The organism is Sphingobacterium mizutaii, from assembly GCF_900187125.1.
Taxonomy (GTDB): domain Bacteria; phylum Bacteroidota; class Bacteroidia; order Sphingobacteriales; family Sphingobacteriaceae; genus Sphingobacterium; species Sphingobacterium mizutaii.
This window is the reverse complement of record NZ_LT906468.1, coordinates 3,883,059-3,905,024: the sequence shown is the minus strand read 5'-3', so window position 1 is coordinate 3,905,024 and position 21,966 is coordinate 3,883,059. Positions and strand designations below refer to the sequence as shown.

General features: G+C 45.2%; 10 protein-coding genes, 2 tRNA genes and 3 rRNA genes. 12 read left to right on the top strand and 3 right to left on the bottom strand.

Features of this window, described 5'->3' with window-relative positions; translation table 11 throughout:
• Positions 1–393: 393 nt before the first annotated feature.
• Both lat and amaB read right to left on the bottom strand, forming a co-directional pair.
• A complete protein-coding gene (lat, locus tag CKW03_RS16905; RefSeq protein ID WP_093101661.1) occupies positions 394–1,686 on the bottom strand; it encodes an L-lysine 6-transaminase in 1,293 nt (430 codons plus the stop codon).
• Between the two features lie 20 nt (positions 1,687–1,706).
• A complete protein-coding gene (amaB, locus tag CKW03_RS16900; protein WP_093101662.1) occupies positions 1,707–3,236 on the bottom strand; it encodes an L-piperidine-6-carboxylate dehydrogenase in 1,530 nt (509 codons plus the stop codon).
• A gap of 280 nt (positions 3,237–3,516) precedes the next feature.
• On the opposite strand from amaB, the gene CKW03_RS16895 reads away from it, so the two are divergent.
• Positions 3,517–4,668, top strand: coding sequence for an acyl-CoA dehydrogenase family protein (locus CKW03_RS16895; RefSeq protein ID WP_093101663.1), 1,152 nt, complete (start codon positions 3,517–3,519; stop codon positions 4,666–4,668).
• On the opposite strand, the gene CKW03_RS16890 is transcribed toward CKW03_RS16895, so the two are convergent.
• The gene (locus CKW03_RS16890; protein ID WP_093101665.1) at positions 4,669–5,946 is read right to left on the bottom strand and encodes a hypothetical protein; all 1,278 of its coding nucleotides are present in this window, start codon (positions 5,944–5,946) and stop codon (positions 4,669–4,671) included. It abuts the gene before it with no gap.
• A gap of 1,054 nt (positions 5,947–7,000) precedes the next feature.
• Between CKW03_RS16890 and CKW03_RS16880 the strand changes: the two genes are divergently transcribed.
• The 11 genes from CKW03_RS16880 to CKW03_RS16830 all read left to right on the top strand — a co-directional run bounded on the left by CKW03_RS16880 (position 7,001) and on the right by CKW03_RS16830 (position 21,951).
• Positions 7,001–8,528 (top strand): 16S ribosomal RNA (locus tag CKW03_RS16880).
• A gap of 168 nt (positions 8,529–8,696) precedes the next feature.
• Positions 8,697–8,773, top strand: a tRNA-Ile gene (locus tag CKW03_RS16875).
• Between the two features lie 5 nt (positions 8,774–8,778).
• Positions 8,779–8,852, top strand: a tRNA-Ala gene (locus CKW03_RS16870).
• Between the two features lie 205 nt (positions 8,853–9,057).
• Positions 9,058–11,941 (top strand): 23S ribosomal RNA (locus tag CKW03_RS16865).
• 97 nt (positions 11,942–12,038) lie between these two features.
• A 5S ribosomal RNA gene (gene rrf, locus CKW03_RS16860) occupies positions 12,039–12,150 on the top strand.
• The 16S, 23S and 5S rRNA genes sit together here with 2 tRNA genes alongside, the layout of an rRNA operon.
• A gap of 705 nt (positions 12,151–12,855) precedes the next feature.
• Entirely contained in the window at positions 12,856–13,473 is a 618-nt protein-coding gene (locus CKW03_RS16855; RefSeq protein ID WP_093100478.1) for a response regulator transcription factor, read from the top strand.
• Positions 13,474–13,595: 122 nt separating this feature from the next.
• Positions 13,596–14,657 carry an efflux RND transporter periplasmic adaptor subunit gene (locus tag CKW03_RS16850; RefSeq protein ID WP_093100477.1) on the top strand — a complete coding sequence of 354 codons (1,062 nt, stop codon included), beginning with the start codon at positions 13,596–13,598 and terminating at the stop codon, positions 14,655–14,657.
• A gap of 10 nt (positions 14,658–14,667) precedes the next feature.
• Complete coding sequence (locus tag CKW03_RS16845) at positions 14,668–17,763, top strand: efflux RND transporter permease subunit (protein WP_093100475.1); 3,096 nt, start codon at positions 14,668–14,670, stop codon at positions 17,761–17,763.
• A gap of 1 nt (position 17,764) precedes the next feature.
• Positions 17,765–19,069, top strand: coding sequence for a TolC family protein (locus CKW03_RS16840; RefSeq protein ID WP_093100473.1), 1,305 nt, complete (start codon positions 17,765–17,767; stop codon positions 19,067–19,069).
• A 264-nt stretch (positions 19,070–19,333) separates the two neighbouring features.
• Complete coding sequence (locus CKW03_RS16835) at positions 19,334–20,743, top strand: Gfo/Idh/MocA family protein (RefSeq protein ID WP_093100471.1); 1,410 nt, start codon at positions 19,334–19,336, stop codon at positions 20,741–20,743.
• 131 nt (positions 20,744–20,874) lie between these two features.
• Positions 20,875–21,951: a formylglycine-generating enzyme family protein gene (locus CKW03_RS16830; RefSeq protein WP_093100469.1), complete on the top strand. Its 1,077-nt coding sequence runs from the start codon at positions 20,875–20,877 to the stop codon at positions 21,949–21,951.
• Positions 21,952–21,966: the final 15 nt, after the last annotated feature.

The window sequence follows — 21,966 nt, the reverse complement described above, 5'->3', positions numbered from 1 at the left end:
CCCCTTTTGGGGTTCCATTATTTTAGCTGGCATGGTACGTTAGCCTGGAAGTCGCGCAAAAACGATGTTCGATTAATCGAACATCGTTTTTGCATTACCCCTATATTGTTAACCATCTATGCTAAAATAATTTATCCCCGCAGGGGATGTATGGCGGATAACAAATATTCTTCAAGAGAGGAAATATAGGTCTAAATACCTAGAAACACAGATTTAACAAACGTGTCATTGGTTCGCAGGAAGGATCTCGGGACAATATAAAACAAATAATTGAATATCAATCATTTAATCAAACGAATTGAATATTTATCAATACTATTCTTACTGCAGATTTTCCCCAAACCAACCCACAAAAAAAAATCCCGACCTTTCGATCGGGATAATCAATTATACTTAATCAACCACTTTATCTACGATAGATATCGCTTTATCTAAATCCTCTTTGGTCACCGTTAGGTGCGGCCTGAACCGGATGCTCCTGTCACCACAGCCCAAGATCAACATATTCTCTGCCATTGCGTCAGCTACAAATTTGTCCCTAATTTCTGGGCTAGGAAGGTCGAATGCGACCAATAATCCTTTTCCGCGAACATTGCTGATGGCAGGATGCTTTTCCGCTAATTCCATCAATTTTACCTGAAGATATTCGCCTAATGATTCCGCTTTGTTCACCAGACCCTCTTTCTCAATGATCTCCAAGATCAATTTGAAACGGATCATGTCAACCAGGTTACCCCCGAAGGTAGAATTGATACGGCTAGACTCTTGGAAAACATTCTTTTCCACGCGGTCAAATTTCTCCTTGTTGGCCAAGATGCCACAAACCTGTGTTTTCTTTCCAAAGGAAATTACATCCGGAACGATTCCATAGTGTTGATAGCACCACATCTTACCTGTCATGGCGATCCCGGTCTGCACCTCATCCAAAATCAAGATGATATCGTTCTTGTCACAGATCTCCCTCAGCTGCATGAAGAATTCCTTGCGGAAATGATTGTCGCCACCTTCAGCTTGGATCGGTTCCAAGATCAAACAAGCGATATCATTCGGGTTATTGGCAATAGCGTTTTCAATTTCTTGGATAGCCTGTTTTTCCAATTCAATGGTTGCCGCAACCGACTCCTCTGTTAAAGGGAAAGTCAATTTCGGATTGCTGATCCTTGGCCAATTGAATTTCGGGAAATACATATACTTCCTTGGGTCCTTGGTATTGGTCAACGAAAGGGTATAACCCGTCCTGCCATGGAATGCCTGTTTGAAATGTATGACCTGGCTAGCCTCTTGGTCGATGCCATTGGCTAGGTTCAGCCTTGTCTTCCAGTCGAAAGCAGCTTTCAGGGCGTTTTCAACAGCCAATCCGCCACCGTCGATAAAGAAACAATAGCTCAGTTCCTTGGGAATCCCTACGCGTTCAAAGACATCCATGAAATCAGCGTACTCATCAGGATAGATATCCGATAAGGCTAATTTATTGATGGAAACCTTTTCCAACTGTTTTTCATTAGCTAGGATATAAGGATGGTTATATCCCACTGGTGATGATGCGAACATGCTGAACATGTCCAAATATTCCTTGCCATCGATGTCTACAATGTATGAACCATGCGATTTCTCCAAGTCCATGACAACTGGAAGACCGTCTGCCAAGATATGTTTACCTAATCTTTTATGTGTTTCTCTTATCATAATCGTTTATAATCTAAATGTTATAGATCAAATTTAATCCCCTGCGCCAATGGTAGGCTAGTGGTATAATTGATGGTATTTGTTTGTCTGCGCATATATACTTTCCATGCATCCGAACCCGATTCACGGCCGCCGCCAGTGTCCTTCTCTCCCCCGAAGGCGCCACCGATTTCAGCTCCCGATGTACCAATGTTTACATTTGCAATACCGCAATCTGATCCGTTCTGGCTCAAGAACAACTCTGCCTCACGCAGGCTATTGGTCATGATCGCTGAAGAAAGGCCTTGTTTTACGCCATTTTGCAAAGCAATCGCTGCATCGACCTCACCGCTGTATTTTATTAAATAAAGGATAGGTGCAAAGGTCTCATGTTGCACGATCTCGTAATGGTTCTCCACTTCGGCAATTACCGGAGTCACATAGCAGCCACTTTCATAACCTGCACCAGTTAATACTTCACCTTTGGTCAATAACTTTCCACCTTCAGCTTTTATTTTTCCCAATGCATCCAGGTACATGTTCACTGCTGCGGTATCGATCAATGGGCCCATGTGGTTATTGCTATCCAACGGATCGCCAATTTTGATCTGTTTATAGGCATCCACCAATGATTTTTTCACTTTATCATAGATGCTTTCATGGATGATCAATCGGCGGGTACTTGTACAACGTTGCCCGGCTGTACCTACTGCTCCAAACACGGCTCCGATAATGGTCATCTTCAGGTCCGCACTCGGGCTGACGATAATGGCATTGTTGCCGCCTAATTCCAACAAGGATTTTCCCAGGCGTTTCGCAACCACCGCGGCGACCTCTTTACCCATGCGGGTAGATCCCGTTGCTGATACCAATGGAATACGTTCATCTTCCGAGATCCATTTCCCTACCTCGGCATCACCGACAATAATCGAAGAGATACCCTCTGGTAATTTATTAGCTTTTAATATGTCGGCGATGATATGTTGGCAAGCTACAGCACACAATGGTGTTTTCTCGCTCGGTTTCCAAACTACCACGTCTCCACATACTAAGGCCAATGCAGCATTCCATGACCAAACCGCTACCGGAAAGTTGAATGCCGTAATGATGCCCACGATTCCTAGTGGATGGTATTGGTCATACATACGGTGACCTGGTCTTTCTGAATGTATGGTATTACCATATAATTGTCTGGATAGACCTACTGCAAAATCACAGATATCGATCATTTCCTGCACTTCGCCCATGCCCTCTTGGTAGGATTTTCCCATTTCATAGGAAACCAGTTTTCCAAGTACCGGCTTCAATTCACGAAGTTTCTCTCCCAATTGGCGCACAATCTCGCCACGCTTTGGCGCTGGAATATCGCGCCACATCAATTTCGCCTTTTCAGCTTCTTGTATTACTTTTTCGTATTCCTTCTTGGTCGTACTCTTTACCTTGGCAATTAACTTGCCATTGCTAGGCGAATAAGATTCAATCAACTCACCCTGAGCAAACCATTTGCTCCCTGTCGACGTCCCTAGGTTTTCAACCTCGATTCCAAGTGTTTTTAATTCTTTTGATGTCATAATATGGTTTATATTATTCGAAATTTCTATAAATATAGAGAATATATTTTGTTGTTACATGGATTTGGTCGAATTTATTTTGTAATTTGGACATAAGATGAGGTGCGGAAAACATAAGTCCTACGCGATTTGAGGAGGTTATGCGAAAATGTTTGTTGGAAGGATGATTTTGGTCATTTTTCAAACAGCTTAATATCGGTAGATTCGAATAGCATTTGGCGCTGTGTGGGCAGTGTTTTTTCTGTTGCTTTCGCCTGTTGTCTATAAATCTAAATTATCCATGGACTACTACCAAATAGAAGAATTATTAAGCCCTGAACAGCTCCTGGTTCGGGATGCCATCCGCGAATTTGTGAAATCCGAGATCGTTCCGGTGATCGACCAGTATGCCCAAGAGCATAAGGAGATCCCCGGTCTGATGAAAAAATTGGGTGCTATTGGCGCCCTTGGTCCCTTTATCCCCGAAGAATATGGGGGAGTAGGGCTTGACTATATGTCCTATGGTTTGATTATGCAGGAGCTGGAATTTGGTGACTCGGCCATCCGCTCTGCCGCTTCGGTGCAATCCTCATTGGTCATGTTCCCGATCTATAAGTTTGGTTCGGAAGAACAGAAACACAGGTTCTTGCCTCGTCTAGCGAGCGGCGATCTGATCGGTGCATTTGGACTGACCGAACCCAACCATGGTTCTGACCCAGCCAGCATGGAAACTAAGTTGGTCAAAGATGGGGATGGATATCGCCTCTCCGGTTCAAAAATGTGGATTACCAATGCGCCGATCTGTGATATCGCCGTGGTATGGGCGCGTGATGAGGATAAAAAGATCCGTGGGGTGATCGTAGAAAGAGGCTTTGAAGGCTTCAGTACGCCCGAGACTTTGAATAAATGGTCCTTGCGCGCTTCCAAAACCGGGGAGCTGGTCTTTGACCAGGTTTTTATACCGCAAGAAAATGTACTTCCTGAAGTTAGTTCCATGAAAGGACCTTTGTCCTGTCTGAATTCTGCACGATATGGAATTTCTTGGGGAGCTATTGGCGCTGCGGTGGATTGTTATGAAACGGCCTTGAAGTATGCTAAAGAACGTAAGCAATTCGGGAAACCTATTGCTTCCTTTCAATTGCAGCAAAAGAAATTGGCTGAAATGGTTACCGAGATCAGCAAGGCACAGTTGCTTTCCTGGCGATTGGGCCAGTTAAAAAATGAAGATCGTGCTACACCTGCGCAGATTTCCATGGCTAAACGCAATAATGTGAACATGGCCTTGCAGGTTGCCCGCGAAGCTAGGCAGATTTTAGGTGCCATGGGCATTGTCGGCGACTATCCGATCATGCGTCACATGATGAACCTGGAATCGGTCATTACCTACGAGGGTACCCATGATGTCCATCTCCTGATTACGGGGAATGACATCACAGGCATCAATGCTTTTTAACTACCTATTATAAGGGTAGTCCTGCACCCAGCGGAAAGTCCGGGTCTTGAGGTCGATATTGTCCATGTCTATCTTTTCCAAAAAGATAGATGTGGAATCCTTGCTACCGGCTTCAATGAGTATTAATCCATCCTCCTTTAATCGGTATTTCAGGTCCAGCGAAGGTTCGTTGGGTTTCCCTACGATTCTAAATTCCTTACTGTCTTTTTCGGGAATGATTTGATAACTGTCCAGCTCCATCTGCTCATCGCGAATGAATAAGGTATGCTCATCTTTGAACATTAAATAATGCCAATGGTCTGGGATGTTTATTTTCTTGCGGTTCAGATGTTCCTTAAAGGGGATATAATATGCACCATAGAGTTCACTTTTCACACCCTTTCTTTGGGCCATGTACTTTCTGGTTGCATGAGTCCTTGGGATAAGGGAGGCGATCGTCAAAATAATGAACAGGTATTTTATGGAGATAAATGCAATTCGTTTCCAGCGTTTGCTGAAGGTTGGCTGTGGTGGCCTGCTGAGTTGTACAGGTTTCTGTTTGATCAGGAGAACATAGAACTTTTGGATATTGGGTGCCAATAGAAAAAGACTTAACAAGACCAAAGCTGTGGAAACCATCTTCACGGGTACGTCATAAAAGTAATTTGTAGCCATCACGTTGATGCTGACCCCTAGCATAATCAATGCACCCAAGGTGCTGGTCCTTCTGAACAGCAGCAAGATCCCCAACATTTCGGCAATACCTATAAATATATTATAGGCAGGCGATGCTCCATAAAAGGTCCATGCCAAGCCCATCGGTGAGAATTTGTACAGGGGTTCGGTCAGACTGATGATATCTGGAAATGGAAACTGGCTGGAAAATACCTTGACAAAGCCATACATAAACATGGTGATTCCAATGTAATACCTGATCAGTACCGTGAGCCAATAGTATAATCTTGGATATACCTTGTTTTTTCGATCGATCGAGGTCCAAACGATGCATCCTATTATAGATACTATAGTTATTAATAAAAGGAGTAGCCATTGCAAGGTGGTGTCTCCGCTTCCACTCTTAAAGGGCATGTTCGCATGGATCTTCACAAAGTCTGAAGCCAGGAACTTTAGGAGGTCGGTTAAGACTGGGGCGAGAAGGCGCTCCAAAAAGAGTAAGAAAAAGAAGCTGCTGTTGTTTATTAAGATAATAAACAGGGTTATTAATAAAAAGCAGAACCTAAATAGGATGGGGTTTCTAGGAAATACGTCGATCGGCTGTTTCTGGTCAGTGGTATCCATAATATATTATTGGTTTCTTAAATATAATGAATATTGCTTGAGGAAATTTTGTGAGAGCTATTTTTTAAATGTTTTTAACGAATGCAAGAGGCTGCTACGAGTTTGTGATCAAATACAATAAATGAGGTGTTTTTCTGGGGGTCTGGTTCGGGACTCATTCGGGGCATGTTCGGGAAAGCTTCGGTGGAGAGAGCTGGATAGGCCGTAGCGTACCCGAGGTTGGAAGTGGGACGCTGGGGGATCGGGAGGGGGATGGCATGGTTTGCGTTGCGAGATTTCCGAATGTGGGTGGGATGGGGTAGGGAGGAGAAACCATTCCGATGGTTGAGCGGAGCCGAGACCCGGCACAGGATCATCGAGAGGGATGGACCATGATCACCACCACGGTAGGGGCGAATCGAATTCGCCCGCCCCATGCATTTGAACCAGGATGGAGGGGATCCGAGGATGGGCCAAGACCATGGAAAGGCCCGGGAAGCCTCCCTTTTGCCCCTTTTTCCCTGCCTCCCTGAAAATTTATCTGGCAATGCTACAGCGAGTTATGCCGCCTGGCGAAAAATACTTTGCCCGCCCCCTTGGAAGTGAAGGTATTTTGTCCCTATCTTTGCACCACTCCGCAAGGGAGGGACGGCCGCAGGGCCACTGACAACAGGGAAGGAAAAGGGATGAGGGAAGGCCAAAACTGGCACTACCGAAACCACCGAAAAAAGGGCCTCAAAAAATATTTTAAAAAAGATTTTGCGGTTTCGAAAAAGGTTCTTACCTTTGCAGTCCCAGCCAAGGGAAACAGCTACGGACGCGATGTCCGGAGCGGAAAAAAATGACAGATTGCGACCTTCCTTTACGGAGGGGACACAACATAAAAAAGCCGAAGCGAGATGCCCAGGCGCGATAAGTTCTTTAAATGATCATGTAGCGCAGCGACCCGTACGAGAGTACGGTAGCTGAACAAGATTTACAAAATCAATTCAGGTATCCCGGAGCGGGAGGAAAACATTTTTATAAGACAACGATTCTATTTATTATAAATAGTCTTGGTCTTACACTTCATTTTACAATGGAGAGTTTGATCCTGGCTCAGGATGAACGCTAGCGGCAGGCCTAATACATGCAAGTCGGACGGGATCCATCGGTAGCTTGCTACCGATGGTGAGAGTGGCGCACGGGTGCGTAACGCGTGAGCAACCTGCCCATATCAGGGGGATAGCCCGGAGAAATCCGGATTAACACCGCATGACACTGCTTTCCGGCATCGGGAGGCGGTCAAATATTCATAGGATATGGATGGGCTCGCGTGACATTAGCTAGTTGGTGGGGTAACGGCCCACCAAGGCGACGATGTCTAGGGGCTCTGAGAGGAGAATCCCCCACACTGGTACTGAGACACGGACCAGACTCCTACGGGAGGCAGCAGTAAGGAATATTGGTCAATGGGGGCAACCCTGAACCAGCCATGCCGCGTGCAGGACGACTGCCCTATGGGTTGTAAACTGCTTTTGTTAGGGAATAAACCCCGCTACGTGTAGCGGGCTGAATGTACCTAAAGAATAAGGATCGGCTAACTCCGTGCCAGCAGCCGCGGTAATACGGAGGATCCGAGCGTTATCCGGATTTATTGGGTTTAAAGGGTGCGTAGGCGGCACTTTAAGTCAGGGGTGAAAGACGGCAGCTCAACTGTCGCAGTGCCCTTGATACTGAAGTGCTTGAATGCGGTTGAAGACGGCGGAATGAGACAAGTAGCGGTGAAATGCATAGATATGTCTCAGAACACCGATTGCGAAGGCAGCTGTCTAAGCCGTTATTGACGCTGATGCACGAAAGCGTGGGGATCGAACAGGATTAGATACCCTGGTAGTCCACGCCCTAAACGATGATGACTCGATGTTTGCGATATACCGTAAGCGTCCAAGCGAAAGCGTTAAGTCATCCACCTGGGGAGTACGCCCGCAAGGGTGAAACTCAAAGGAATTGACGGGGGCCCGCACAAGCGGAGGAGCATGTGGTTTAATTCGATGATACGCGAGGAACCTTACCCGGGCTTGAAAGTTACTGAAGGGCGCAGAGACGCGCCCGTCCTTCGGGACAGGAAACTAGGTGCTGCATGGCTGTCGTCAGCTCGTGCCGTGAGGTGTTGGGTTAAGTCCCGCAACGAGCGCAACCCCTATGTTTAGTTGCCAGCACGTCAAGGTGGGGACTCTAAACAGACTGCCTGCGCAAGCAGAGAGGAAGGCGGGGACGACGTCAAGTCATCATGGCCCTTACGTCCGGGGCTACACACGTGCTACAATGGATGGTACAGCGGGCAGCTACACAGCAATGTGGTGCCAATCTCGAAAAGCCATTCACAGTTCGGATCGGGGTCTGCAACTCGACCCCGTGAAGTTGGATTCGCTAGTAATCGCGTATCAGCAATGACGCGGTGAATACGTTCCCGGGCCTTGTACACACCGCCCGTCAAGCCATGAAAGCTGGGGGTACCTAAAGCATGTAACCGCAAGGAGCGTGTTAGGGTAAAACCGGTAATTGGGGCTAAGTCGTAACAAGGTAGCCGTACCGGAAGGTGCGGCTGGAATACCTCCTTTCTAGAGCCCGCTCCGGGGGAGCTGCGCCACATACATGATCTATACAGAAAAAAAGACATTCAGAAGAAAGTGCCCACCCTGTGGGACAGTACCGAGTATCTAGTATTTAGTATCTAGACACCGTACTGCCCGACAACCGGTGACACCGAGAGATGAGAGAGATAAGCTAGTCCCGTAGCTCAGTTGGTTAGAGCACTACACTGATAATGTAGGGGTCAGCAGTTCAAATCTGCTCGGGACTACCACACACGGGGGATTAGCTCAGCTGGCTAGAGCACCTGCCTTGCACGCAGGGGGTCAACGGTTCGAATCCGTTATTCTCCACAGATCTGGGTCCAGATGGTATGGCGAACGTTAGCCCGCAAGGGTCTGATTACTAACTACTAAATACTATCTACTAGATACCCGGATAAAGAGTTCTTTGACATATTGGAAGAAAAGAGATTAACAAGAGAAGACAACAGAGGCTCCATACTTTATGTATGGGACCAAAAGCAACCTACCACTTTGCAAAAGGGGTGGTAGCGTGAAGAAAGTAAACAAGGGCACACGGGGGATGCCTAGGCTCTCAGAGGCGATGAAGGACGTGATAAGCTGCGATAAGCCACGGGGATCGGCAAATGCGACTCGATCCGTGGATTTCCGAATGGGGCAACCCGGCATGTTGAAGACATGCCATCAAATGAAGCGAACGCGCTGAACTGAAACATCTAAGTAGGCGTAGGAGGAGAAAATAACAATGATTTCCCAAGTAGTGGCGAGCGAACGGGAAAGAGCCCAAACCGTCCATGTCAAGGCATGGGCGGGGTTGTAGGACCACGGCATTGTACTGTGCTATGAACTGGAAGCAGGTGGGAAACTGCGCGATAAGGGTGAGAGCCCCGTACAGGCAAAGAATACAGGCATAGTGGTATCCTGAGTACCGCGGGACCGGAGAAATCCTGTGGGAATCCGCCAGCACCATCTGGCAAGGCTAAATACTCCTGAGAGACCGATAGTGGACCAGTACCGTGAGGGAAAGGTGAAAAGAACCCCGAACAGGGGAGTGAAAAGAACCTGAAACCGTGTGCTTACAAGCGGTCGGAGCGGAGCGATTCCGTGACGGCGTGCCTTTTGCATAATGAGCCTACGAGTTACTCTTGTCCGGCAAGGTTAATGGCTTAAGGCCAGGAGCCGAAGCGAAAGCGAGTCTGAACAGGGCGCACAGTCGGACGAGGTAGACGCGAAACCTTGTGATCTACCCTTGGGCAGGTTGAAGGTGCGGTAACACGTACTGGAGGACCGAACCGATAAACGTTGAAAAGTTTCCGGATGACCTGAGGGTAGGGGTGAAAGGCCAATCAAACTGGGAAATAGCTCGTACTCCCCGAAATGTTTTTAGGAACAGCGTCGGCATGGAGTCTAGCAGAGGTAGAGCTACCGATTGGGTGCGGGGGAGTCAAATCCTACCAAATCCAGACGAACTCCGAATGCTGCTAGATATGGCCGGCAGTGAGGCTTTGGGTGCTAAGGTCCAAGGCCGAGAGGGAAAGAACCCAGACCATCAGCTAAGGTCCCCAAATCCGTTCTAAGTTGAACTAACGAGGTCCGGTTGCCCAGACAGCTAGGATGTTGGCTTGGAAGCAGCCATTCATTTAAAGAGTGCGTAACAGCTCACTAGTCGAGCGGCCGGGCGTGGATAATAAACGGGCATCAAGAACGGTACCGAAGCTATGGATTGCAATTTATTGCACTGGTAGGGGAGCATTCCATCGGGGGCGAATCCGCGGGGCGACCCGTGGTGGACCTGATGGAAAAGCAAATGTAGGCATAAGTAACGATAAGGCGGGTGAGAAACCCGCCCACCGAAAGACCAAGGTTTCCTGATCAACGCTAATCGGATCAGGGTCAGTCGGGACCTAAGGCGCATCCGAAAGGAGGCAGCCGATGGCCAACGGGTTAATATTCCCGTACTGTTGATGGCTGCGATGTGGTGACGGAGTAGTGACACTGCCGCGAACTGACGGAATAGTTCGTTGAAGGGCAAAGGTATTGGACCGGTAGGCAAATCCGCCGGTACAGCCGAAGCCCGATAGTACAGCAAACCCTCGGGGGCGCTGATAGCGCAGGTAAGCAGACTTCCAAGAAAACCCGCTAAGCTCCAGGCCATCAAGACCCGTACCGCAAACCGACACAGGTGGTCGAGGAGAGGATCCTAAGGTGCTCGAGTGAATCATGGCTAAGGAACTCGGCAAAATGGCCCTGTAACTTCGGGAGAAGGGGCGCTTCCTCCAGCGATGGAGAAGCCGCAGTGAAAAGGCCCAGGCGACTGTTTAGCAAAAACATATGGCTTTGCGAAATCGAAAGATGAGGTATAAGGCCTGACACCTGCCCGGTGCTGGAAGGTTAAGAGGGGATGTCATCCGCAAGGAGAAGCATTGAATCGAAGCCCCAGTAAACGGCGGCCGTAACTATAACGGTCCTAAGGTAGCGAAATTCCTTGTCGGGTAAGTTCCGACCTGCACGAATGGTGTAACGATCTGGGCGCTGTCTCAGCCATGAGCTCGGTGAAATTGTGGTATCGGTGAAGACGCCGGTTACCCGCAACGGGACGGAAAGACCCCATGAACCTTCACTATAGCTTAACATTGGAATTGGGTACAGGATGTGTAGGATAGGCGGGAGTAATTGAAGCGGTTTCGCCAGGAATCGCGGATACGACCTTGAAATACCGCCCTTTCTGTATCCGGTTTCTAATCCCGCACTGCGGGAGACATTGTTTGGTGGGTAGTTTGACTGGGGTGGTCGCCTCCAAAAAGGTAACGGAGGCTTTCAAAGGTAAGCTCAGTACGCTTGGTAACCGTACGTGGAGTGCAATGGCATAAGCTTGCTTGACTGTGAGACCTACAAGTCGACCAGGGTCGAAAGACGGACATAGTGATCCGGTGGTTCTGTATGGAAGGGCCATCGCTCAAAGGATAAAAGGTACTCTGGGGATAACAGGCTGATCTCCCCCAAGAGCTCATATCGACGGGGAGGTTTGGCACCTCGATGTCGGCTCGTCACATCCTGGGGCTGGAGAAGGTCCCAAGGGTTGGGCTGTTCGCCCATTAAAGTGGCACGCGAGCTGGGTTCAGAACGTCGCGAGACAGTTCGGTCCCTATCTGTTGTGGGCGCTGGAAGTTTGAGTGGATCTGACCTTAGTACGAGAGGACCGGGTTGGACGGACCGCTGGTGAACCTGTTATGCCGCCAGGTGTACGGCAGGGTAGCTACGTCCGGGATAGATAAGCGCTGAAAGCATCTAAGTGCGAAACTAGCCACGAGATGAGACTTCCTCACAAGGGTCGTCGGAGATTACGACGTCGATAGGCCACAGGTGTAAAGGTTGAGAGACCAAAGCCGAGTGGTACTAATAGCCCGAAGCTTTCCAATGCGGATAGACCTGTTGTCCTCTCTCTTTTTCTGATCTTTTCTTCCAATAACATGTCAATGTGCAACGGTCCCCAAGGGGCCATGTACAAAAAGGTATTCAGGTGCCTATATCGGCGGTGTCCACCTCTTCCCATTCCGAACAGAGAAGTTAAGCCCGCCAGAGCCGATGGTATTGCCGTAACAGGTGGGAGAGTAGGTCGGTGCCTAATTTTATAGAGAGGCCCGCTGTCAACAGACAGCGGGCTTTCTGTTTTTATGGACATTGGGAAAGCGGTAAGGGAGCAGGCAGGTCCGGTGCACGGCAGCGGGCGGATGCGATCCGCCCCTACGGAATGGGGGACGTTCAGGCGGAAGTATGTTTTCCATGACGGTCTTGGTCCATCCTCCAATCCCATCCATCCTGGTTCAAACAATCCTCCCATCCCATCCATCCTGGTTCAACCATCCTTCCCATCCAACTTCAATTGCCCAACAATTAATAAATTATCTCAGTTCCCCCTTAGTCAAGCTTTTTTAAGGTTATTTCACTTAATCCAATATCAATCCTTCTTATTGCTTTACCGTTTTTGTAATTTTATCTAAATAATTCATGGAGAAAACCTCTAATTATTCAATGTATTTATTGAATTTCAATCTATGTTTCTTAAATTTAACCTAATACTTAAGTTGTAACAAATAAATTGTATAAATCTTTGTTTGTTTTTACTTAAGGTTGTTTAAATTATTTCGTTTATCTTTACTGAAAAATATTATCTCTTATTTTTATAAATTAATTAATTTATAAAAAATAATCCTACTTTTACATATAGTTTCTTTCTGAATTTGCATACAAATTGTATATTTATAAGGAAACATAATAAGTTGTTAATATTGATTTGCCCAAGGATCAATTTAGTGGATTTAAGTTAATAAATATGCAGAGCATTAAATTAGGAATAATTGATGATAGCGTCTTTTGTCGTACTTTGACGAAATTCCAGCTTATGAATATCAATGCAGTTCACTTTGATTTTGTAATCGAGGCTGAATCGATCATGGACTTCCAAACGAAAGCCGCTAATTCAGAAATCCCTGATGTAATCCTCTTGGATATCATGATGCCTGATATCGATGGGATCTCTGGTATCCCGATTATTAAGGCGCTTTATCCCAATGTACATATCCTCATGCTATCGGATGTTGATAACCCTGCCATTGTTCGTAAGAGCCTACTTGCTGGTGCTAATGCCTTTGTCAAAAAAGGAACTAAATCCGTGGACATGATGAATATAATCATTGATGTGATCAATGGTTCTTCTTATGTCAGTCCTGAAATTACTAAATCCCTGTTCTTTGGGATCCAACAACCTCCCCAATCGAGGAGAAAGTTGTCCAAGCGTGAATTGACCATAGTGCATCGCTTATTAGAGGGGTTTAGCCTGAATAATATTGCTAAGCACTTTGAAATAACAGTGGATAAATTATGGCAATTGATCCAAGTCATCCTTAAAAAGCTTAATATTGTGAGCTCTGTGCAGGTTCCTTCTGCATAGTATTCTTGTGTTAATTCTCTGCTAATAATAGTATAATAACAATATTACACTATCCTATTCCTTTTTTTTCTATTTTTCAGTTTTATAAAACGTGAAAACGATAAGTTTTTATCTAACCTGAAATGAAAAGAAAATCCATAGTAATATTATTGATAGCAGTATTGGTTGTTGGTGGAATGGTCTTCTATAGGATCAACAAAAATAAAGAAAAAGCAGCGGCACAACAGGGACCTAGAGGTGGCAACTCCTCAGTAAAAGTTTATGGGACTGTCGTTCAAGGCCAACCTTTCTCTGATTTCCTTTCTTTATCAGGTGCCATCGAGGCAGATGAACAGATTGAGCTGCATACGGAGATTTCGGGTATCGTAGAGTCGATCAATTTCTCGGAAGGGGGCAGGGTTTCTCAAGGTCAACCTCTATTGACCATCAATGATGCGGAGCTGCAAGCTCAATTGGCTCAAGCTCAAACCCGCAATAACCTAGCTGCTGAAAATGAAAGAAGAGCCAAGCTCTTGTTGGAAAAGGAAGCTATTTCTCAAGAAGAATACGATATCGCAAGTGCCGACTTCCGGACTGCGCAATCGCAGATCCAATTGATCAAGGCACAGTTGAGCAAGACGGTTATCCGTGCTCCTTTTTCGGGCCGTATCGGTCTAAGAAGTATTTCGAAAGGAAGTTATGTGACTCCGACAACCAATATTGCACAGTTGGTAAATACCAATAGGTTGAAGGTTTCTTTTTCAATTCCAGAAAAATATGCCAATAAAGTAACCCTCAATAATCAAATTAAATTTAGTGTTCAAGGTGTGGAAGGGGAATTTACTGCCAAGATCTATGCAACTGAACCGGCGGTGGAAGCAAACACCAGAACATTATTAGTAAAAGCAATCACATCTAACAGTTCAGATCGTATCATTCCAGGAACTTTTGCCAATATTATCTTTCCCTTGGAAACTTTGGACAATGGCTTGTTAGTTCCAGCAGAAGCCTTGATACCCGTTCAAAATGGTAAAAAGCTTTTTGTGATGAAAAATGGTATGGCGAATGAGGTCATGGTTGAAACAGGAGCAAGAACGGATGAGGACGTATTGATTACTTCGGGGATCCAGACAGGAGATACTGTGCTGACTTCGGGAGTAATGTCCTTGCGGAATGGCTCTAAAGTTCAGGTGAACCTTCAATAATCGAGAAAAAATGAGTTTATCTACCATAAGTATTAAGCGGCCTGTCCTGACGATAGTCATGAACTTGATCCTGATTCTTTTTGGAATCATTGGATATACGTTCTTGGGAGTCCGTGAGTTTCCGTCCATTGACCCTGCCCAGATATCCGTTCGGACAAACTATGCAGGTGCCAATGCCGATATCATTGAGTCGCAGATTACTGAACCTTTGGAAAAATCCATCAATTCCATTGATGGGATTAGGAATATATCTTCTTCATCCAATCAGGGCTCCAGTAATATTACCATAGAGTTTAACCTAAGCAAAAACTTAGAAGAGGCAGCAAATGACGTGCGGGATAAGGTTTCGCAGGCCTTGCGGAGTTTGCCTCAAGATATTGATGCCCCGCCGGTGGTTTCCAAAGCAGATGCGGATTCGGAACCTATTCTGACCATGACGATGCAGAGTGCCACTAAGAATGTGTTGGAATTATCGGATTATGCAGAAAATGTCATTGCCCAAAGGCTACAGACCATTCCTGGTGTGAGTTCGGTACAGATCTGGGGGCAGAAGAAATTTGCCATGCGCCTGTGGATAGATCCCGTGAAGTTAGCTTCTTATGGCTTGACCGTATTGGATGTGAGGTCTGCATTGACCACTCAGAACGTGGAATTACCATCAGGGAAATTAACGGGTGCAAATACTGAACTGGCCATTAAAACCATTGGTAACTTAGCAACAGAGGAAGAATTCAATAATATTATCATCCGTTCGGATAACAACCGGATCGTCCGTTTTTCGGATGTTGGTAAAGCTGCATTAGAGGCTGAAAACTTTGAGACCAAGATGTCCGACTCAGGCTTTCCAATGGTCAGCTTGGCGGTAATCCCTCAACCCGGTACAAACTACCTGGAAATTGCCGATCAGTTCTATAAGGAGTATGATCGCCTGCAAAATGAATTGCCGGAAGGCTTTGAATTGAATATAGCGATCGATAATACTCAATTCGTAAAAAAGGCTGTCTTGGAAGTTGTAGAAACCTTGCTGATCGCTATCGTTTTGGTTGTGTTGATCATCTATCTGTTCTTCCGAAACTGGTCCATTGCCTTTAGGCCATTGATCGATATCCCAGTTTCTTTGATTGCGACGTTCTTTATTATGTACCTCTGTGGTTTCTCCATCAACGTATTGACCTTGCTGGCCATTGTATTGGCCACCGGTTTGGTGGTGGATGATGGTATTGTGGTAACTGAGAACATCTTTAAGAAGGTGGAAGAAGGGATGTCGCCTATTCAGGCAGCCATTAAAGGATCGAATGAGATCTTCTTTGCGGTAATCTCGATTTCTATCACCCTAGCAGCGGTGTTTTTACCGGTAATCTTTTTAGAAGGATTTGTGGGAAGGCTATTCCGGGAATTCGGTGTCGTCATCGGAGCAGCGGTATTGATTTCAGCTTTTGTTTCATTGACTTTGACCCCCATGTTAAATGCCTACTTGATGAAAGGTGGCGAGCAGAAGAGATCGAAGTTTTATATGCGTACTGAGCGTTATTTTGAAATGATGAACTCAAGCTATGCAGATTCCTTGAAAGGTTTCCTTCGGATGAAATGGCTTAGTTTTGCCACGATTCTAGCCTGTTTTGCATTGATCTATTTCTTTTATCAATTATTGCCAAAGGAAACAGCGCCCTACGATGACCGTAGTTATATCAGTCTGAGGGCAACGGCTCCTGAGGGTGTATCCTATGATTATATGGATCGGTTTATGACTGATCTGACCCTCTTGATCAATGATTCGGTGCCTGAGAAAAAAGTTAGTTTGGTGATTACATCTCCAGGTTTTGGTTCTGCTTCATCCAATTCAGGATTTGTCCGTTTGGGATTAGTGCAGCCGAATGAAAGAGAAAGGACGCAGCAGGAAATTGCGGATGACCTTTCGAGATTGACCCGAGGCTACTCCGAAGGAAGGGTTTCTGTATCGCAGCAACCTACCATTTCGGTAAATAGAAGGGGAGGTCTTCCTATTCAGTATATCATACAGGCGCCAAATTTCCAGAAATTGGAAGAAAAGATTCCTGAATTTATGGATGAGCTGGCAAAAGACAATACTTTCTCTATTACGGATGTCAATTTGAAATTTAACAAACCAGAGGTATATGTGATTATCGACCGGGAAAAAGCCCAATCCTTGGGTGTATCTGTGTTGGATGTGGCGCAGACCTTGCAAATGTCCCTTTCTGGTCAACGTTTTGGCTACTTTATGATGAATGGAAAGCAGTACCAAGTGATGGGGCAGTTTGACCGTAAGGATAGAGCGACACCGATGGATCTCGCGTCCATCTTTGTCAAGAATAGTCAAGGAGAATTGATCCAGTTGGATAATATAGTGGAAATTGAAGAAAGAAGCAGTCCGCCGCAGTTATTCCATAATAACCGATATATGGCAGCGACCGTTTCTGCTGGCCTAGCGCCTGGAAAGAGTATGGGGGATGGAATCGAAGCAATGGAAGCGATCAAAGAACGGGTTTTGGATGATACCTTTACTACCGATTTGGGTGGTGAGTCCAGAGACTTTGTGGAAAGTGGTTCGAATACCATGTTTGCATTCGGATTGGCAGTTTTGCTGATCTTCCTGATCCTTGCCGCGCAATTCGAGAGTTTCATTGACCCTATCATCATCATCATTACCGTTCCGATGGCTGTTGCCGGGGCTATGTTTTCACTATGGCTCTTCGGACAATCTTGGAATATCTTTTCACAGATCGGGACGATCATGTTGATTGGATTGGTAACCAAGAACGGGATCTTGATCGTGGAGTTTGCGAATCAATTGCGGGAAGAAGGCTATAATAAGTACGATGCCGTGGTTACGGCTTCGGAAGCGAGGCTGAGACCTATTTTGATGACCTCATTGGCGATTGCATTAGGTGCATTGCCGATTGCCCTTTCATTAGGGGCTGCATCAACCAGCCGAATTGGTATGGGGGTTGTGATTGTTGGTGGAACTATTTTCGCCTTAATATTGACTTTATTTGTTATTCCTGCATTTTACCTGATGATGTCAAGGAAGAAGAACTTACATCCGGAATTGGAAGAAATTAAAATGCTGGAGGAAATTGAAGAATAAAATGAAGAAACTTGTCTTATTAGGCTGTTTGATCCTGTTAGCAGGGCTGGATTTGCATGCGCAGGGATTATTGACTGCTAAAGATGCTGTTCAGATTGCACTTGAGAATAACTTTGAAATAAAACTATCGCAGAATGACCTTCGTATTGCACAGGAAAATACCACCTATGGCAATGCAGGTATGTTGCCGAATGTGACCGGTAATTTTTCGCAGAATAACTCTGTGATGAACTCCTCGCAGGTGCAAGCCAATGGCGATGAGCGATCCTTGAGGAATGCGAAAAACAATAGTATGAGCTATGGCGTAAGCATTGGATGGACCATCTTTGATGGTTTCGCCATGTTTTCAAGATATGATCAACTCAAGGAGTTGCAAAAGCAAGGCGAGTTTGAGCTTAAAAAAACCATATTGGCTAAGGTATCTGATGTCATCTCTACTTACTATACCATTGTGGAGCAACAGAACCTCCTGAATGCCATAGATTCAAGTATCAATATCTCTATGGAACGCCTACGAACCGCTGAAAATAGATTCATGATCGGAAAAGCTTCTCGTTTGGAAGTATTGAACGTGCAAGTGAACCTGAATGAAGATGAATCCAACCGATTGAGGCAAGCCAATGTAGTCAAGAACCTAAAGATTAACCTGAACAGCCTAATGGCGCGAGAACTCAATATAGAATTTGATGTAGAAAGAGAAGTGGAGTATGATGATTCTTTGATCTACGATGAACTATTGAACAAAGCCAAAGAATACAATCCAGATCTGCAGATCATTGCGATTAATAAAAGAATGGCTGAATTGGAAATCAAGCGGGTCAAAGGGAATCGGTATCCGGTTGTTCGCTTGAGCACAGGCTATAATTTTTCAGAATCGGAATCCAGTCTAGGATTCGTTTCCAGTTCGAACTCCCGAGGATTTAATTATGGTGTTACCGCTTCGATCAATATTTTCGATGGATTTAATCAACGGAGAAATGAAAGGGTTGCCAAGATCCAATTGGAAAACTCAGGCTTGATGATCGATCAACAGAATCTATTGATCCGGACAGCCATGTCTACCGCATATGAATCATATCAAACAAACCTGTCTTTAGCGCGTTTAGAGGAGAATAATGCCGATATCGCTAGACAGAACCTCAATATTACCTTAGAAAAATATAAGATAGGAACCATTTCTGCCGTGGAGTTCCGAGATGCCCAAGAAAACTTCATCAATGCGGTATCGAGGTTCAATTCTTCCAGGTTACAGGCGAAGCTTTCGGAGCTGGCGCTGAAGGAAATGATCGGGAATATCAATCTATAGCCTTTTGTCTCAATATTTTGACAGAAAGCAAACGGTTGTGCAAATTGGACAAACGTTTGCGTGGTCAAATTGTTTTTGTTTTATCAAAAATCGTATTATCATTGTATTAGTGGTTTGATAATCAAGCCCCTCAACCAAATTATACCATTCGTTAATTTGTGATAAATCAAAATTTGACTGTTTAGTTTGTTTTAAAATAGGTGATTTATAGGGGGACTATGTCCCCCTTTATTTTGTAAATTAGTTTGATAATAAATTTATACTATGAATAACTCCCGTAGAGATTTTTTAAAGAAGGCTGGTTTGTTGTCCAGCGCAGCAATCACATTGCCCTCTTTGCAAAACGAGGTGTTTGCAAGTTCCAACTTCAATATGTCTGGATTTGCTGCTCCAAAAATAGATAAAGTTAAAGTAGCCGTTATTGGACTCGGAATGCGTGGTCCTGGTGCTGTGGACCGTCTGTCTTACATCGAAGGAGTAGACATCGTAGCTCTATGTGATAAACATGCTGACCGTGTTACGAAAGCTCAAACTATTTTAACTAAAAAAGGTCTGAAGGAAGCGAAAGCTTATTCTGGTGAAGATGGCTGGAAAACCATGTTGAAAAACGAAGAATTAGACCTTGTATATATCACAACCCCTTGGGAATACCATGCTCCAATGGCTATTGAAGCCATGAAATCTGGTGCTCACGCAGCAACAGAAGTTCCAATGGGATTGACTGTCTCTGAAATCTGGGAAGTGGTAAAAACTTCTGAAGCAACCAAGAAACATTGTATGATGTTGGAGAACTGTTGTTATGACTTCTTCGAAATGTTGACATTGAACATGGTTCGCCAGGGATTATTCGGTGAATTGGTACATGCCGAAGGTGCATATATCCACGACTTATTGAGCTTAAACTTCGATAAGAACGGTTATGATAACATGTGGAGATTGCGCGAAAACATTAAAATGAACGGTAACTTATACCCAACTCACGGTATCGGCCCAATCGCGCAATGTATGAACATCAACTGTGGGGATAAATTGACCCACTTGGTAGCCATGCAGTCTAACGACTTCATGATGGCTGATAAAGCTAGAGAATTAGCTGCCACAGATGATTTCTTCAAAGAATTCGTAGGTAAGAAATACAGAGGTAATATGGACACTACCTTGATCAAAACTGAAAAAGGTAAAACATTAATGGTTCAACATGATGTTACTTCACCTCGTCCTTACTCACGCATCCACTTATTGAGCGGTACTAAAGGCTTTGCCCAGAAATACCCGCAAGAAGGAATTGCATTTGGACATAGCTTCGTGAAACCAGAAGAACTTAAGAAACTATACGATCAATATACTCCAGAATTAGTGAAATTCATCGGTGAACAAGCTAAGGAAGTTGGTGGCCACGGTGGTATGGACTTTATGATGGACTGGAGAATGATCGACTGTCTACGTAATGGCCTTCCTCTAGATCAGACTGTTTATGACGGTGCTGTATGGAGTGCGATCGTTCCATTGAGTGTTGAATCTGTTTCTAAAAACAGCAGAACAGTGGATATCCCTGACTTCACAAGAGGTAACTGGAAAACAAACAAGCCTCATGACATGACCTTGAACGGTGGTGGTAACACCAAGATCCGTCCAAAGGTGAATGCGAAGGATGTTCAATTAAACGTGAAATAGTTAAAAATCCTATATTTTCATTAAAGCTGCCTCAACAGGCAGCTTTTTTTGATTCCAGTCCTACTTATTCCAGATTTTCATTTTTCAATTACTCTGTTATCTTTGTAAAAGGAGACTTTCAATCCTGTACTATGAACATTTTCAAATCTATTCCTATATCCATTTTACTATTTACTGCTTGCCAATCAGGTGCTAAGAATAAAGAGCAGGTTGTTTTTTCTGATTCGGTTGCCGTTTGTCATACTTCATCGATCCCTTCACGTTTCGCAACCCTGAAGAAGGATTCAATTAGTAATATCGTAGGAGAGGATAAATCGGAGATGGTCAAGATTGAAGGCGGAACCTTTGAAATGGGGAGCAATAACTTCCAAGATGCCCAGCCATTACATCAGGTTACGGTCAATAGCTTTTACATGGATGTGCATGAGGTGACCAATGCGCAATTCGAAGCTTTTGTAAAAGCAACTGGATATGTAACGGTAGCAGAGCGTCCATTGGACCCAAAAGATTTTCCAGGAGCAGACCCTGCACTGTTGGTCCCAGGTTCGGCGGTCTTCTCGGCTCCCAAACAAGTCCAAGGTTTGCAAGATCACCTGCAATGGTGGGAATACGTCCCTGATGCTAATTGGCGCCATCCTGAAGGCCCTAAGAGCTCCATAAAAGGAAAGGAGAACCATCCTGTCACGCAGCTTGCTTATGAAGATGCAGAAGCGTATGCAAAATGGGCAGGTAAGCGGCTCCCAACTGAAGCAGAATGGGAATACGCTGCCAAAGCAGGAAAGCATCAAGCGGAAACCTATTATTGGGGATCCGAAAAGCTAGAAGATGGCAAATGGTTAGCCAATATTTACCAAGGTGAATTCCCAACCAAGAACTCCAAGGAAGATGGATTCGAAACCACAGCACCCGTTAAATCCTTTCCAGCGAATGCCTATGGCCTTTACGATATGGAAGGCAATGTCTGGGAGTGGTGTTCTGACTTCTACAGGCCAGATTACTACCAGCACAGTCCCAAAGATAATCCCAAAGGACCTGCGGATTCCTACGACCCCCAAGAACCCGGGACCATCAAACGCGTACAACGCGGTGGCTCTTTCCTCTGCAACGACCAATATTGCGAACGCTATAAAGCCGGCAGCCGCGGCAAAGGAGAAATCAACTCACCAACCAACAATGTGGGGTTTAGGTGTGTCAAGAGTAGTATTTAGTAGAGAGTATTTAGT

Coding starts and splice junctions, on each gene's coding strand:
- lat (WP_093101661.1), bottom strand. CDS start 1,686: ATGATAAGAGAAACACATAAAAGATTAGGTAAACATATCTTGGCAGAC.
- amaB (WP_093101662.1), bottom strand. CDS start 3,236: ATGACATCAAAAGAATTAAAAACACTTGGAATCGAGGTTGAAAACCTA.
- CKW03_RS16895 (WP_093101663.1), top strand. CDS start 3,517: ATGGACTACTACCAAATAGAAGAATTATTAAGCCCTGAACAGCTCCTG.
- CKW03_RS16890 (WP_093101665.1), bottom strand. CDS start 5,946: ATGGATACCACTGACCAGAAACAGCCGATCGACGTATTTCCTAGAAAC.
- CKW03_RS16855 (WP_093100478.1), top strand. CDS start 12,856: ATGCAGAGCATTAAATTAGGAATAATTGATGATAGCGTCTTTTGTCGT.
- CKW03_RS16850 (WP_093100477.1), top strand. CDS start 13,596: ATGAAAAGAAAATCCATAGTAATATTATTGATAGCAGTATTGGTTGTT.
- CKW03_RS16845 (WP_093100475.1), top strand. CDS start 14,668: ATGAGTTTATCTACCATAAGTATTAAGCGGCCTGTCCTGACGATAGTC.
- CKW03_RS16840 (WP_093100473.1), top strand. CDS start 17,765: ATGAAGAAACTTGTCTTATTAGGCTGTTTGATCCTGTTAGCAGGGCTG.
- CKW03_RS16835 (WP_093100471.1), top strand. CDS start 19,334: ATGAATAACTCCCGTAGAGATTTTTTAAAGAAGGCTGGTTTGTTGTCC.
- CKW03_RS16830 (WP_093100469.1), top strand. CDS start 20,875: ATGAACATTTTCAAATCTATTCCTATATCCATTTTACTATTTACTGCT.